The sequence below is a fragment of the Amycolatopsis plumensis genome, assembly GCF_042652605.1.
In the GTDB taxonomy this organism is placed as follows: Bacteria; Actinomycetota; Actinomycetes; order Mycobacteriales; family Pseudonocardiaceae; genus Amycolatopsis; species Amycolatopsis plumensis.
This window is the reverse complement of record NZ_JBHSJY010000001.1, coordinates 6,486,953-6,500,161: the sequence shown is the minus strand read 5'-3', so window position 1 is coordinate 6,500,161 and position 13,209 is coordinate 6,486,953. Positions and strand designations below refer to the sequence as shown.

The 13,209-nt window shown below is 72.7% G+C and carries 10 protein-coding genes; 9 read left to right on the top strand and 1 reads right to left on the bottom strand.

The genetic code is table 11. From position 1 onward, the window contains the following. The first annotated feature begins 140 nt into the window (after positions 1-140). The 5 genes from ACFPLC_RS31550 to nrfD all read left to right on the top strand — a co-directional run bounded on the left by ACFPLC_RS31550 (position 141) and on the right by nrfD (position 7,318). A complete protein-coding gene (locus tag ACFPLC_RS31550; RefSeq protein WP_378206548.1) occupies positions 141-1,649 on the top strand; it encodes an MFS transporter in 1,509 nt (502 codons plus the stop codon). A gap of 144 nt (positions 1,650-1,793) precedes the next feature. Further along, a complete protein-coding gene (gene fdh / locus ACFPLC_RS31545) occupies positions 1,794-5,072 on the top strand; it encodes a formate dehydrogenase (RefSeq protein WP_378206551.1) in 3,279 nt (1,092 codons plus the stop codon). Next, a complete protein-coding gene (locus ACFPLC_RS31540) occupies positions 5,069-5,968 on the top strand; it encodes a 4Fe-4S dicluster domain-containing protein (RefSeq protein WP_378206554.1) in 900 nt (299 codons plus the stop codon). Before fdh ends, ACFPLC_RS31540 begins: the two co-directional genes overlap by 4 nt. Positions 5,969-6,056: 88 nt before the next feature. Continuing rightward, the gene (locus ACFPLC_RS31535) at positions 6,057-6,293 is read left to right on the top strand and encodes a hypothetical protein (RefSeq protein WP_378235986.1); all 237 of its coding nucleotides are present in this window, start codon (positions 6,057-6,059) and stop codon (positions 6,291-6,293) included. Continuing rightward, the gene (gene nrfD / locus ACFPLC_RS31530) at positions 6,290-7,318 is read left to right on the top strand and encodes an NrfD/PsrC family molybdoenzyme membrane anchor subunit (RefSeq protein WP_378206557.1); all 1,029 of its coding nucleotides are present in this window, start codon (positions 6,290-6,292) and stop codon (positions 7,316-7,318) included. The genes ACFPLC_RS31535 and nrfD overlap by 4 nt, the downstream gene beginning before the upstream one ends. 10 nt (positions 7,319-7,328) lie before the next feature. Here the strand turns inward: nrfD and ACFPLC_RS31525 are convergent, their stop codons facing one another. Further along, complete coding sequence (locus ACFPLC_RS31525; RefSeq protein ID WP_378206560.1) at positions 7,329-7,748, bottom strand: STAS domain-containing protein; 420 nt, start codon at positions 7,746-7,748, stop codon at positions 7,329-7,331. Between the two features lie 309 nt (positions 7,749-8,057). Between ACFPLC_RS31525 and ACFPLC_RS31520 the strand changes: the two genes are divergently transcribed. The 4 genes from ACFPLC_RS31520 (at position 8,058) to ACFPLC_RS31505 (ending at position 13,188) form a co-directional block, all read left to right on the top strand. After that, a complete protein-coding gene (locus ACFPLC_RS31520) occupies positions 8,058-9,449 on the top strand; it encodes a serine/threonine-protein kinase (RefSeq protein WP_378206563.1) in 1,392 nt (463 codons plus the stop codon). Positions 9,450-9,614: 165 nt separating this feature from the next. Continuing rightward, the gene (locus ACFPLC_RS31515; protein ID WP_378235985.1) at positions 9,615-11,009 is read left to right on the top strand and encodes a serine/threonine-protein kinase; all 1,395 of its coding nucleotides are present in this window, start codon (positions 9,615-9,617) and stop codon (positions 11,007-11,009) included. Between the two features lie 151 nt (positions 11,010-11,160). Next, positions 11,161-12,237, top strand: coding sequence for a LacI family DNA-binding transcriptional regulator (locus ACFPLC_RS31510; RefSeq protein ID WP_378206569.1), 1,077 nt, complete (start codon positions 11,161-11,163; stop codon positions 12,235-12,237). A 93-nt stretch (positions 12,238-12,330) separates the two neighbouring features. Continuing rightward, on the top strand, positions 12,331-13,188 hold the full coding sequence (locus ACFPLC_RS31505) for a protein kinase domain-containing protein (protein ID WP_378206572.1): 858 nt from the start codon (positions 12,331-12,333) through the stop codon (positions 13,186-13,188). The last annotated feature ends 21 nt before the right edge of the window (positions 13,189-13,209 follow it).

Sequence of the window (13,209 nt, the reverse complement as noted above, 5' to 3'; positions counted from 1 at the left end):
TGCACGACCCGCTCGCGCACCAGGCTAGTGACGGTATTCGGATGATCACAAGCCGTGACCAAGGGAGTCGACCCGATCGTGTTTCGCCGGGGGAAGCCGGGGGAAGTCACGCGAGGCGATCTGCTCTCAAGGAGGTTGTCATGGCGGCAACACCCGATCCGGCGTCCACCGGGGTGCGCACGCTCATCCCGGCACGCATCGACCGGTTGCCCTGGTCCCCGTTCCACACCCGGATGGTGGTCGCCCTCGGGGTGGCCTGGATCCTCGACGGCCTGGAGATCACGGTGGCCAGCGCGGTCGCCGACACCCTCACCAAGCCGGAGACGCTGCACATGTCGTCGGCGGCCGTCGGGCTCCTGGCGACGATCTACCTCGCCGGCGAGGTGGTCGGGGCGCTGTTCTTCGGCAGCCTCTCCGACAAGCTCGGCCGGCGGAACCTGTTCATGCTGACGCTGGCCGTCTACCTGGTGGGCAGCGGCCTGACCGCGCTCACCCTCGGCAACGGCGCGGGCTGGGTCGTTTTCCTCTACGCGACGAGGTTCGTCGCCGGCATGGGCATCGGCGGCGAGTACGCGGCCATCAACTCGGCGATCGACGAGCTGATCCCGGCGCGGTACCGGGGCCGGGTGGACATCGCCGTCAACGGCACCTACTGGGCCGGCGCGGTGCTGGGCACGATCGGGACGTACATCCTGCTCAACCACGTGGACCTGTCCCTGGGCTGGCGGCTGGGCTTCCTCATCGGGCCGGTGCTGGGGCTGGTGATCCTGCTCGTGCGGCGGCACCTGCCGGAGAGCCCGCGGTGGCAGATCATGCACGGCAAGGCCGACGCGGCCGAGGAGTCGATCAAGCAGATCGAGGAAGAGGTCGAGCACGGCGGCCGCAGCCTGCCGCCGGTCGACGAGAAGAAGGCGATCGAGGTGACCCCGGCCGAGCGGATCGGGTACGTGGCCCTGGCCAGGGTGCTGTTCCGCGAGTACCCGTCGAGGGCCGTGCTGGGTGCGTCGCTGATGATCAGCCAGTCGTTCCTGTACAACGCGATCTTCTTCACCTACACGCTGGTGCTCGGCAAGTTCTACGGGGTCTCCTCCGAGGCGACGCCGATCTACCTGATCGCGTTCGCGGTGGGCAACCTGGTCGGCCCGTTCGCGCTCGGCCACCTGTTCGACACCCTCGGACGGCGCAAGATGATCTCCGGGACGTACGTCGTGTCCGGGGTGCTGCTGGCGATCACCGCGGTGCTGTTCTACGCGGGTGCGCTCAACGCGATCACGCAGACGATCGCGTGGTGCGTGATCTTCTTCTTCGCCTCCGCCGGCGCGAGCGCGGGCTACCTGACGGTGAGCGAGATCTTCCCCCTCGAGGTGCGGGCCAAGGCGATCGCGGTGTTCTTCGCCATCGCGCAGTGCTTCGGGGCGCTGGGCCCGGTGATCTACGGCGCCTTGATCGGCACCGGCGAGCACCCGGTCCGGCTGTTCATCGGCTACCTGCTGGGCGCGGCGGTGATGATCGCGGGCGGCCTGGTGGCCCGGTTCCTGGCGGTGGACGCGGAGGGCAAGTCCCTGGAGGACATCGCCCAGCCGCTCGCCGCCGCGGGCCGCCGGGGCCGCACCCGCGCCGAGGGGGCCTCTTCGCCGTTCTCCACCTGACCCGCCGACCCCCGGCAATTGCAGTGAATGACTCATTCCTGGCGTCGGACGCCAGGAATGAGTCATTCAAGGCGCCGGACCCGCCGGACCGGTTTAGGCTCGGGAGGCCACGGGTAGCCGGGCGTGACAGGAGCGGGAGGTGCCATGGGACCACGGAAGTGGCTCGAGTCCTGGCCCGTCTACCGCCAGCTCACCGGCTCCGACCCGCTCGGCCGGGGCAAGGCCGCCGAGTCCCCGCACTCCGAGTCCCTCGCCCCCCGCACCGCGAGCGCCGACCGGGTGGCCAAGTCGATTTGCCCCTATTGCGCCGTCGGCTGCGGGCAGCAGGTCTTCGTCAAGGACGAAAAGGTCGTCCAGATCGAGGGCGACCCGCACAGCCCCATCTCGCGCGGCCGGCTCTGCCCCAAGGGCTCGGCCAGCAAGCAGCTGGTCACCGGCCCGCAACGCGAACAGAAGGTCCGCTACCGCGCGCCCTACGCCACCGAGTGGACCGAACTCGACCTCGGCACCGCCATGGACATGGTCGCCGACCGCGTGCTCGACGCCCGCCGGAAGGGCTGGCAGGACGCCGACGACCACGGCAAGCCGCTACGCCGCACCATGGGGCTGGCCAGCCTCGGCGGCGCCACCCTGGACAACGAAGAGAACTACCTGATCAAGAAGCTCTTCACCGCGCTGGGCGCGATCCAGATCGAAAACCAGGCCCGGATTTGACACTCCGCCACGGTTCCCGGTCTGGGGACCTCCTTCGGTCGCGGTGGCGCGACGGACTACCAGCAGGACCTGCAGAACGCCGACTGCGTCGTCATCATGGGCTCGAACATGGCCGAGGCGCACCCGGTCGGGTTCCAGTGGGTGATGGAGGCGAAGGCCCGCGGCGCCGAGGTGTTCCACATCGACCCGCGCTTCACCCGCACGAGCGCGCTCGCCGACGCCCACGTCCCGCTGCGGGCCGGCACGGACATCGCGTTCCTGGGCGGGGTGATCAACCACATCCTGAGCAACGACCTGGACTTCCGCGAGTACGTGGTCGCCTACACCAACGCCTCCTTCCTGGTGCACGAGGACTTCCGCGACACCGAGGACCTCGACGGCCTGTTCAGCGGCTATGACGAGGCCAAGGCCGCCTACGACCCCTCGACCTGGCACTACGAGAACGTGCCGCCGCGGGACACCGCGCACGGCAAGGAGACCTCGGCGTCCGACCAGCACGGCTCGGGCGGCCCGGTGCTCGAAGGCGGCAGCGACGAGATCGCCGCCGATCCGACGCTGCAGCACCCCCGCTGCGTGTTCCAGATCCTCAAGCGCCACTTCGCCCGCTACACCCCCGAGATGGTCGAAGCCACCTGCGGGACGCCGAAGGAGCTCTTCCAGCGGGTCTGTGACGCCTGGACCCGCAACTCCGGCCGGGAACGCACCGCCGCGCTCGTCTACAGCGTCGGCTGGACCCAGCACAGCGTCGGCGCCCAGTACATCCGCGCCGGCTCGATCATCCAGCTGCTGCTCGGCAACATCGGACGGCCCGGCGGCGGCGTGTTCGCGCTGCGCGGGCACGCCAGCATCCAGGGCTCGACCGACATCCCGACGCTGTTCAACCTGCTGCCCGGCTACCTGCCGATGCCGACGCCCGAGCAGGCCACGCTGGCCGACTACCTGGACGACGTCCGCGGCGACAAGCAGAAGGGCTTCTGGCGCAACGCCGACGCCTACACCGTGTCGCTGCTGAAGGAGTATTGGGGCGAAAAGGCTACCGCCGAAAACGACTTCTGCTTCGACTACCTGCCGCGGATCAACGGCGACCACGGCACCTACCGCACGGTCATGGACATGGTCGAGGGCAAGGTCTCCGGCTACTTCCTGCTCGGGCAGAACCCGGCCGTCGGGTCGGCGCACGGCCGGCTGCAGCGGCTCGGCATGGCCAACCTCGACTGGCTCGTCGTCCGGGACCTGACGATGATCGAAAGCGCCACCTTCTGGAAGGACGCGCCGGAGATCGAGACCGGCGAGATCGTGCCGGAGCAGTGCCGCACCGAGGTCTTCTTCTTCCCGGCCGCCTCGCACGTCGAGAAGGAAGGCACGTTCACCCAGACCCAGCGCATGCTGCAGTGGCGCGAAAAGGCCGTCGAACCGGCCGCGGACCAGCGCTCGGAGCTGTGGTTCTTCTACCACCTGGGCCGGCTCGTCCGGGAGCGGCTGGCCGGCTCGGCAGACGAGCGCGACCGGCCGGTGCTCGACCTCGCCTGGGACTACGAGGTGCACGGCGGCGAACCGTCCGCCGAGGACGTGCTGCGGCGGATCAGCGGCCAGGACCTCACCACCGGCAAGGAGGTCGGCGGCTACCTCGAGCTCAAGGCCGACGGCAGCACCTCCTGCGGCTGCTGGATCTACAGCGGCGTCTACGCCGACGGCGTCAACCAGGCCGCGCGCCGCAAGTCCCGCTTCGAGCAGGACCTGTACGCCCGCGAATGGGGCTGGGTGTGGCCGCTGAACCGGCGGGTGCTCTACAACCGCGCGTCCGCCGACCCGGCCGGGCGCCCGTGGAGCGAGCGCAAGGCCCTCGTGTGGTGGGACGCCGACGCCGGCGAATGGACCGGTCACGACGTCCCGGACTTCGAGAAGACCAAGCCGCCGGACCACGTCCCGCCGCCGGACGCCGTCGGCCCGGCCGCGCTGCGCGGCGACGACCCGTTCATCATGCAGGCGGACGGCAAGGCCTGGCTGTTCGCGCCCACCGGGCTGGCCGACGGCCCGCTGCCGGCGCACTACGAACCGCACGAATCGCCGTTCCGGAACCCCTTCTACGCCCAGCAGGGCAATCCGGCGCGGAAGGTCTACGGCCGTCGCGACAACCCGTCGCATCCGTCGCCGCCCGAGTCCGGCGGCGAGGTGTTCCCGTTCGTGTTCACCGCCGCGCGGCTGACCGAGCACCACACCGCGGGCGGGATGAGCCGGACGCTGCCGTACCTGTCGGAGCTGCAGCCGGACCTGTTCGTCGAGGTCTCCCCCGAGCTCGCGAAGCTGCGCGGGCTCGCGCACCTGGACTGGGCGCACGTCGTCACGGCGCGGGCGGCCGTGGAGGCGCGGGTGTTCGTGACCGACCGGATGGCGCCGCTGCGGGTGCAGGACCGGGTCGTGCACCAGGTGTGGATGCCCTACCACTGGGGCAGCTCGGGACTCGTGTCGCGCGACGTCGTGAACGACCTGTTCGGCGTGGTGCTGGACCCGAACGTCTTCATCCAGGAGAGCAAGGTCGCCACCTGCGACGTCCGGCCCGGACGGCGGCCGCGCGGCGCCGAGCTGCTCGCCCTGCTCGCGGAGTACCGCGCGCGGGCGGGCATCACGCCGGAAACGGGTACCCGGGTCGCCACCGCGCTCGACACCGAGCACGTCGAGCCGGGCCACGAGACGGAGGACCGACGATGACGACCGAGAACCGGCTCTCCGGGCCGCTGCCGGACGTCGCCGGCGAGGCCGGGCACACCGGGCACCCGCCGCGCGTCGGGTTCTTCACCGACACGTCGGTGTGCATCGGCTGCAAGGCCTGCGAAGTCGCCTGCAAGGAGTGGAACGACGTCCCCGAAGACGGGCTCGACCTGCTCGGGATGTCGTTCGACAACACCGGGTCCCTCGGCGCGGACTCGTGGCGGCACGTGGCCTTCGTCGAGCAGCCACGGCCGGCGCGGGAGCCCGAAGACCTGGGCATGCCCTCGTTCGACCTGCCGGGCGCGAAGACCGGGACCGAGGGCCGGACGGACTTCCGGTGGCTGATGGCCTCGGACGTGTGCAAGCACTGCACCCACGCCGGCTGCCTCGACGTCTGCCCGACCGGCGCGCTGTTCCGCACCGAGTTCGGCACGGTGGTGGTGCAGCAGGACATCTGCAACGGCTGCGGGTACTGCGTTTCGGGCTGCCCGTACGGCGTCATCGGCCGCCGTCCGGGCGACGGCCGGGCGCAGAAGTGCACGCTCTGCTACGACCGGCTCCACGACGGCCTCGAACCGGCGTGCGCCAAGGCCTGCCCGACCGACTCCATCCAGTTCGGCGAACTCGACGAGCTGCGGGAGCGGGCCGCGCGCCGGGTCGAGGAACTCCACTCGCGAGGCATGCCCGAAGCGCGGCTCTACGGCCACGACCCGGAAGACGGCGTCGGCGGCGGCGGCGCGTTCTTCCTTCTGCTGGACGAACCCGAGGTCTACGGGCTGCCGCCGGATCCGGTGGTGCCGACCCGCGAGCTGCCCGCGATGTGGAAGTACGCCGGAATGGCGGCCTCGGCCCTGCTCGCCGCGGCGGTCGCCTCGTTCGGACGGCGGCGCCGGTGACCTCCCACGCGCCACGCAGCACACCGCAGGCCACCGGCACCGGGGAAGAGCTGTCACCCGCCGCCACATCGCTCGGTCGGCGGCGCCGATGATCCCGCGCGAACCCCGCAGCACACCGCAGGCCTCCGGCCCCGCGGAAAGAGCTGCCGCCCGCCGCCAGATCGCTCGACCGGTGGCGCCGATGATCCCGCGCGAACCCCGCGGCACACCGCGGGCCTCCGGCCGCCGGGAAAGAGCTGCCGCCCGCCGCATCCGGAAAGAGGCGTCGGTGACCTCGCGCGAATCCCAAACCGCCACCACCGCGATCGGAGCACCCCGCCGATGAGCGAAGATCCCCTCCTCCGCGAACCACGCAGCGATGCCGGCGCCGCCGACACCCGGGCGCGCTGGCCGGGCCGGCGCCGCAAGCGGGGTGGGTCCGGGGAAGAGCTGATGGTGCCCCGCGCCGAGTTCCGGTCGTACTACGGGCGGCCGGTGCTCAAGCCGCCCGTGTGGGAGTGGAAAGTACCGGCGTACCTGTTCACCGGCGGGCTCGCCGCGGGTACCTCGCTGCTGGCCGCCGGGGCCGATCTGACCGGGCGGCCGTCGCTGCGCCGGGCCGGGCGCACAGGTTCGCTCGCGGCGCTGCTGGCCAGTGTCTACCTGCTGGTCGCCGACCTCGGGCGGCCGGAACGCTTCCACCACATGCTGCGCGTCGCGAAACCGACGTCGCCGATGAGCGTGGGCACCTGGATCCTGACCGCGTTCGGCCCCGGGATGGGGGTGGCCGCGGCGGCCGAGGTGCTGCCCGCCGGGCTGCGCCGCCGCCTGCCGGGGAAGATCGTCAGCGCCGCCGCGCGGCCCGCCGGGCTGTCGTCGGCGGTCGTCGCCCCGGCCGTCGCGTCCTACACGGCCGTGCTGCTCTCCCAGACGGCGGTCCCGGCCTGGCACGAGGCCCACGCCGAGCTGCCGTTCGTGTTCACCGGCTCGGCGGCGGCGAGTTCCGGCGGCTTCGCGATGGCGCTGGTCCCGGTCGAGGAGGCGGGCCCGGCGCGGGCGCTGGCGGTCTTCGGCGCGGCGACGGAGCTGGTGGCGTCGAAGGTGCTGGAGCGGCGGCTCGGCCTCACGGCGGAGGCGTACACGACGGGCAAGGCGCACCGGCTGCGCAGGTGGTCGGAACGCCTGACGGCGGCGGGCCTGCTCGGCGCGCTGGCCGGCCACCGCAGCCGCGCGGTCTCGGTGGCGGCCGGGGCGGCGCTGTTCGCCGGGAGCGCGCTGCAGCGGTTCGGGGTGTTCGAAGCGGGTGTCGAGTCCACAAAGGACCCCAAGTACGTCGTCGTGCCCCAGCGGGAGCGCGCGAACCGGTCTTGACGGCGGCGGGTCAGCCCCGCCCGGTCCCCCGCAGCCGGGGCAGCACGGCCAGCCAGTCCAGCGCCGCGCCGACACTCCCGTGGATCGGCAGCGCCCGCTCCAGGCCCAGCACCCGGACCGGCCGCAGCACCGCCCGGCCGGCCGCCGCGATCGCGAACGGCACGCCGCTCACGTGCGCCTCCGAGGCCGCCACCAGCAGCTCCGTGATCCCGCCCGCGCCGCAGAAGGACACCCCGGACAGGTCGAGGACCAGCGCGCGCGGGGCGAGGTCGAGCTCGTCACCGAGCCGCGTGCGGAGCCGGTCGAGCACCGGCAGGTCGATCTCGCCGCGGATCGCGACGATCGTCGCCTCCGCGGTGGCGGTCACCGTGCACGTCATCGCGGACGGGACGTCGACGCGGAACTGCGGAGCGGCGATCTGGTCGAGCACACAGGCCTCCTCGAAACGAAGGACGGCCGGAAGGCGACCCCCGCCTCCCGGCCCACCCACGGGAACGGACACGCAGGGGGGAGCTGGTGGGCGGCTGCCGGTTGAACCGCGATCTCCACCGTACGCCGCCGCGGCCGGGACTTCCGCACCGAGGCCGAATTCGTCGAATGGACTCCGCCGCGGCGAATTGCCGGAATGGGCCGGCGTGATCCGGATAACGGTCGGAGACCCAGTCGGTCCCGAACCCCCACCGAACGCCCGTCTTCTGCTAAAAAGTGCATCGTTTCGTCGACCGGCGCAGGGGTGTGGGTGGCTTTCGAGGAACAGCTCGTCAACGGGCGGTACCGGCTGCTGGGGCACGTCGGCCGCGGCGCGATGAGCCTGGTGTGGCGCGCCAAGGACGAGCGGCTGGACCGCGTCGTGGCCGTCAAGCAGTTCCTGCACGAGCCGGGCACCGGCGGCGACGTCTGCGAGCGGGCGATCCGGGAGGCGCGGCTGGCCTCGCGGCTGCGGCACCCGCACGCCGTCGCGGTCTACGACGTGTTCGAGGACGCCGGCTCGATGTACCTGGTCATGGAGTACGTGCCCGCGCGGTCGCTGACCGAGCTGCTCGTCGAGCGCGGGCCGCTGCCGCGGTGCGACGTGCTGCGGCTCGGGCGGCAGATCGGCGCGGCGCTGGCCGCCGCGCACGGCGACTGGATCCTGCACCGGGACGTCACGCCCAACAACGTGCTCGTCGCCGACGACGGCACCGCCCTGATCACCGACTTCGGCGTGTCCCGCGCGCTCGGCGAGCACCCGGCCGCCGACGACGGTGTCGTCGTGGGCACGCTCCCCTACCTGGCTCCGGAAGTCGCGCGGGGCGGTGAAGCGGGCCTGCCCTCCGACGTCTATTCGCTCGGCGCCACGCTCTACACCGCCCTGGAGGGAACGCCGCCGTTCGGCACCAGCGACGACCCGATCACGCTGCTGCGGCGGATCACCGAAAACCAGCTCACCCCGCCGGGCCACGGCGGCCCGCTGACCCCCGTGCTGATGCGGATGCTCGAACGCGATCCCGCCGCGCGTCCGTCGATGCAGGAGGCGGTGGACCTGCTGGCCACCGTGGGCAGGCCCGCCACGGCCGGGGCACCCCGCCGGTCCCGGCTCCGCCGGGTCGCCGTGATCGGGGCCGCCGCGTGCCTGACGTCGGTGAGCGTGGCGGCCGGTCTCGCCCTCGCCGACCGGCCGGCGGCCACCACCGCGGTCCCCGTCGAGCACCCGCCCACGACGATCACCGCTTCGCACACGGTCAGCAGCACCACCACGGCACCCGCGCCGGCGTCGGCTCGCGTGTCCGACGGATCGGCGCGGCGCTCCACGCTGCCCGCACCACCCGAACCGCTCGGGGCCACCGCCGGGTGCACCGCGCGCTACGAGATCACGAACGCCTGGCCGGGCGGTTCCCAGGTGCAGGTGACCGTGCACAACGACCGGCCGAGGCGGCTCACCGGCTGGACGGTGACCTGGGTGCAGCCCGGCGGGGCCGGCATCCGGGACCTCTGGAACGGCACCCTGAGCCAGGTCGGCTCGGCGGTGACCGTCACCGACGCGGGCTGGAACGCCCTCGTCGAGCCGGACGGCTCGGCTTCGTTCGGGCTCAACCAGGACGTCACGTCCGGCCATCCGGCCGTTCCGGTCCTCGACTGCCGGTCGAACTGACACCGTTATCGTTCCGTCACAACCGGATCGCCATTTCTTCCGTAGCGGCCGATGCCGTTTCCGGCATCCGGAACGAATACGTCGAACGCTTTTTTCTGCCCCCACCCAGGTGAGTGAATTGGGCCGACGGGGCGAACTGCGCACCGGAACCGGCCGTGTCCCCTGATGACGGAGACGACAGAGGGGAGCGTGCCCGTGCGCGAAGGGGCAGTGATCGCCGGCCGGTACCGGGTGCTCGGCCGGGCGGGTCACGGCGCGATGGGAACCGTGTGGCGGGCGAAGGACGAGCGGCTCGACCGCCTGGTCGCGATCAAGCAGCTGTTCCCCGACTCCCCCGCGGATCCGGCGGCCGCCGAGCGCACGCGCGAGCGGACGATCCGGGAGGCCCGGGTCACCGCCCGGCTGCGCCACCCGCACGCGGTCGTCGTGTACGACGTCGTCGAACAGGGCGCCGCGGCCTACATCACGATGGAGTACCTGCCGTCCCGCACGCTGACCGACCTGCTGGAGGAGCAGGGCCCGCTGGTGCCGGAGTACGTGGCCGAACTGGGCGCGCAGCTCGCCTCCGCGCTGGCCGCGGCGCACGCGGAAGGCGTGGTGCACCGCGACATCAGCCCCAACAACGTGCTGGTCACCACCGACGGCACCGCGAAGATCACCGACTTCGGCGTGGCCCACGCGCGCGGCGAGGGCACCGCCACCGGCCGCGGGCTGGTCGTCGGCACGCCGGCCTACCTCGCCCCGGAAGTCGCGGACGGCGAAGAACCCGGTTTCCCGTCCGACGTGTACTCGCTCGGCGCGACGCTCTACACCGCGCTCGAAGGGCGGCCACCGTTCGGCACCGACGAAAACCAGCTGGCCCTGCTCAAGCGTGTCGGCGCCGGCGCCATCACCCCGCCCGCCACCAGCGGCCCGGTCACCGACGCCGTCCTCCGGCTGCTCCACCGGGATCCGGCCGCCCGTCCGGCGATGGCCGGGGCGGCGCGGCTGCTGACCCGCGCCACCGCACCCGGTGTGGTCTCGGTGGCCGCCCCAGCGGAGAACGCTCCCGCCCCGGTCCGCCGTCGTCGCCGCTCTCGGCTGGCCTTCGCGGGGACGGCGCTGGCGCTGACGGCGGCCGCCGTCGTGGCGGCGACGGCGATCCCGCCGGGCCGGGAGCCGGCGAGTGCCGCCGCCCAGCTCGCTTCGGCGCCTTCCACGACGCCCTCGACCGCCGTCCCGGGGCCGCTCACGTCCCGGACCACCGGCCCGCCCGCCTGCGCCGCGCGCTACCAGGTGGTGGAATCGTGGAACGGCGGCTTCAAGGGGCTGGTGACCGTCCGCAACAGCGGGCGCGCCGCGGTCACCGGGTGGACGGTCAAATGGGCCACCCCGGCCGGGACGAGCATCGACGACCTCTGGAACGGCAGGCTGATGCGGACCGGCGCCACCGCGGTGATCGCGAACGCCGAGTGGAATGCGGCGCTGAAGCCGGGCGAATCGACCACCTTCGGCTTCATCGCCCTGGCCCGCGGCGGCAGCCGCGGGATGCCGGTGACCGACTGCCTGCCCGGGGAATAATCGGCGCCCCGAACATTTTCGATCAACCGACGAAGGTGGCTTGACCAGCGGCGTTGACCGGCATTATGGTCAGCATCCGCTCCTTCCTGTTAGCGCTAACTTCCGGCCGGACAACGGATCGGACAATGGTTCTCGAGAAAGTCCTCACAAGATGACGAATTTCCGCGACGTGGCGGACGGGCCGGCCGGTGGCAGCCGCGCCGCGGTGACGATCACCGACGTGGCGAACGCGGCCGGTGTCTCGGCGAGCACGGTGTCCTACGTGATCACCGGCAAGCGGACGATCTCCCCCGCCACCCGGCGCCGGGTCGAGGAAACCATCCGCGCCCTCGGCTACCGGCGCCGCGGCGGCTCGCCGTCGCCCCGCGCCGGTGTCCTCGCGGTGGCGGTGCCGCCGCTGGGCGACCGGCAGCTGGGCATGGAGATGGAGTTCTTCTCCGCGGCCGCGGGCGCGGCCCGCGAACTCGGCTTCGACCTGCTGCTGGTCACCGACGACGAAGGCACCGCGGGGCTGCACCGGGTGACGTCGGCCGCACTGGCCGACGCGGTGATCGTGCTGGACGCCGGGACCGACGACCCGCGCGTGCCCGTGCTGCTGGCCTCCGGCCGCCCGGCGGTGCTGGTCGGCGCGCCGGGCGAGCACCGCGGACTGGCGTCGGTGACGCTCGACTTCGCGCCGGCCGGCCGGGCCTGCCTCACCCACCTCGCCGATCTCGGCCACCGGTCGGTCGCCCACCTCACGCCGCCGGACACGCCGCCCGGCGCGCGGCTGCGGTACCTGGCGGGTTTCGTGGACAGCTTCGGCGCGACCGCCGGGGAGCGCGGCGTGAAAGCGATTTCCCGGACCTGCGCGCCGACCGCACAGTACGTCGCCCGCAGCCTCGACGAGCTGCTCGCCGACGGCGGCCCGACCGCGCTGGTCGTCCACGACGAAGCGGCGCTGCCGCTGGTCATGGGCACCCTCCGGCAACGCGGGCGGCAGGTCCCCGGCGACGTTTCCGTCGTCGCGGTCTGCTCGGACACCGTGGCGGGCCAGCAGCGGATCCGGCCCACCGCGGTGGTGATCCCGGCCGCCGAACTGGGGGTTCTGTCCGTCCGGCGGGCGGTGGGCCAGCTCGACGGCGAACCGGCCGCCGATCCCGACGCGGTGTCCCCCGCGTTCGTCGCCGGGGAAAGCACCGCGGTCGCCCCCGCCGTCCGCGAAGGGGCGACGTTGCGCGAGAGGTGAAAATTCCCGGACCATCGGCGCGGAAACCGAACCCGGATCGCGTGGCGGCCGTATTTCCGTTCGAGGGGCCGTCGACGTCGACAGGGGATTCGGGTGGCAGCGAAAAAAGGGGCACTGGCCGGGCGGTACCGGCTGCTCGAACCCACGGGCCACCGTCCCGGCGGCACGGCGTGGCGGGCCAAGGACGAATTGCTGGACCGGTTCGTCGTCGTCGAACAGCTGCCGCCGGGCTGCCCGTTCGACGCGGCCCATTCCGACCGGGTCCGGGCCAAGGCGATCCGCGACGCCCGGGTGGCCGTCCGGTTGCACCACCCCCACGTCCTCGTCGTGCACGACGTCTTCGAGCACGACCTGACGCCGTACGCGGTGACGGAGGACCTGCCGGCCGGCACCCTGGCCGACCTGGTCGACCGGCGCGGGAGCCTTCCCCCGGACCGCGTCGCGGCACTCGGCGCCCAGCTGGCGTCGGCGCTGGCGGCCGCGCACGCCGAAGGCATCCTCCACCGCGGCTTCGGCCCGGACAAGGTGCTGGTCACCGCGGACGGAACGGCCAAGATCACCGGCTTCGGGCTGGATGGCGGCGGGTTCCCCGCCCCGGAGGTGGCCGCCGGGGCGGGCCCGGGCCGTCCCTCGGACGTCTATTCCCTGGGCGCCACCCTGTATTTCGCCCTCGAAGGGCGGCTGCCGGGCACGGCCGTCCCGCCGCAGACCCGCGGACCGGTCCTCGACGCGCTGCTGGATCTCCTGTGCCCGGAACCGGTGGCCCGGCCGTCGATGGCCGAGGCCGAGCGGATCCTCACCGGCCTCGCGGTTTCCCGTCCCCTCGCGGCGATCCCGACCCGGGCCGCGCGGTCCCGCACCCGCGTCCTGGTGACGGGCACGGTCCTCGTGGTCGCCCTCGGCACGGCGGTGACGACCCACGCGGCCCTGCGCCGCCTCACGGCTTCCTGAGGTCCCAAGCGCCCCAAGGCG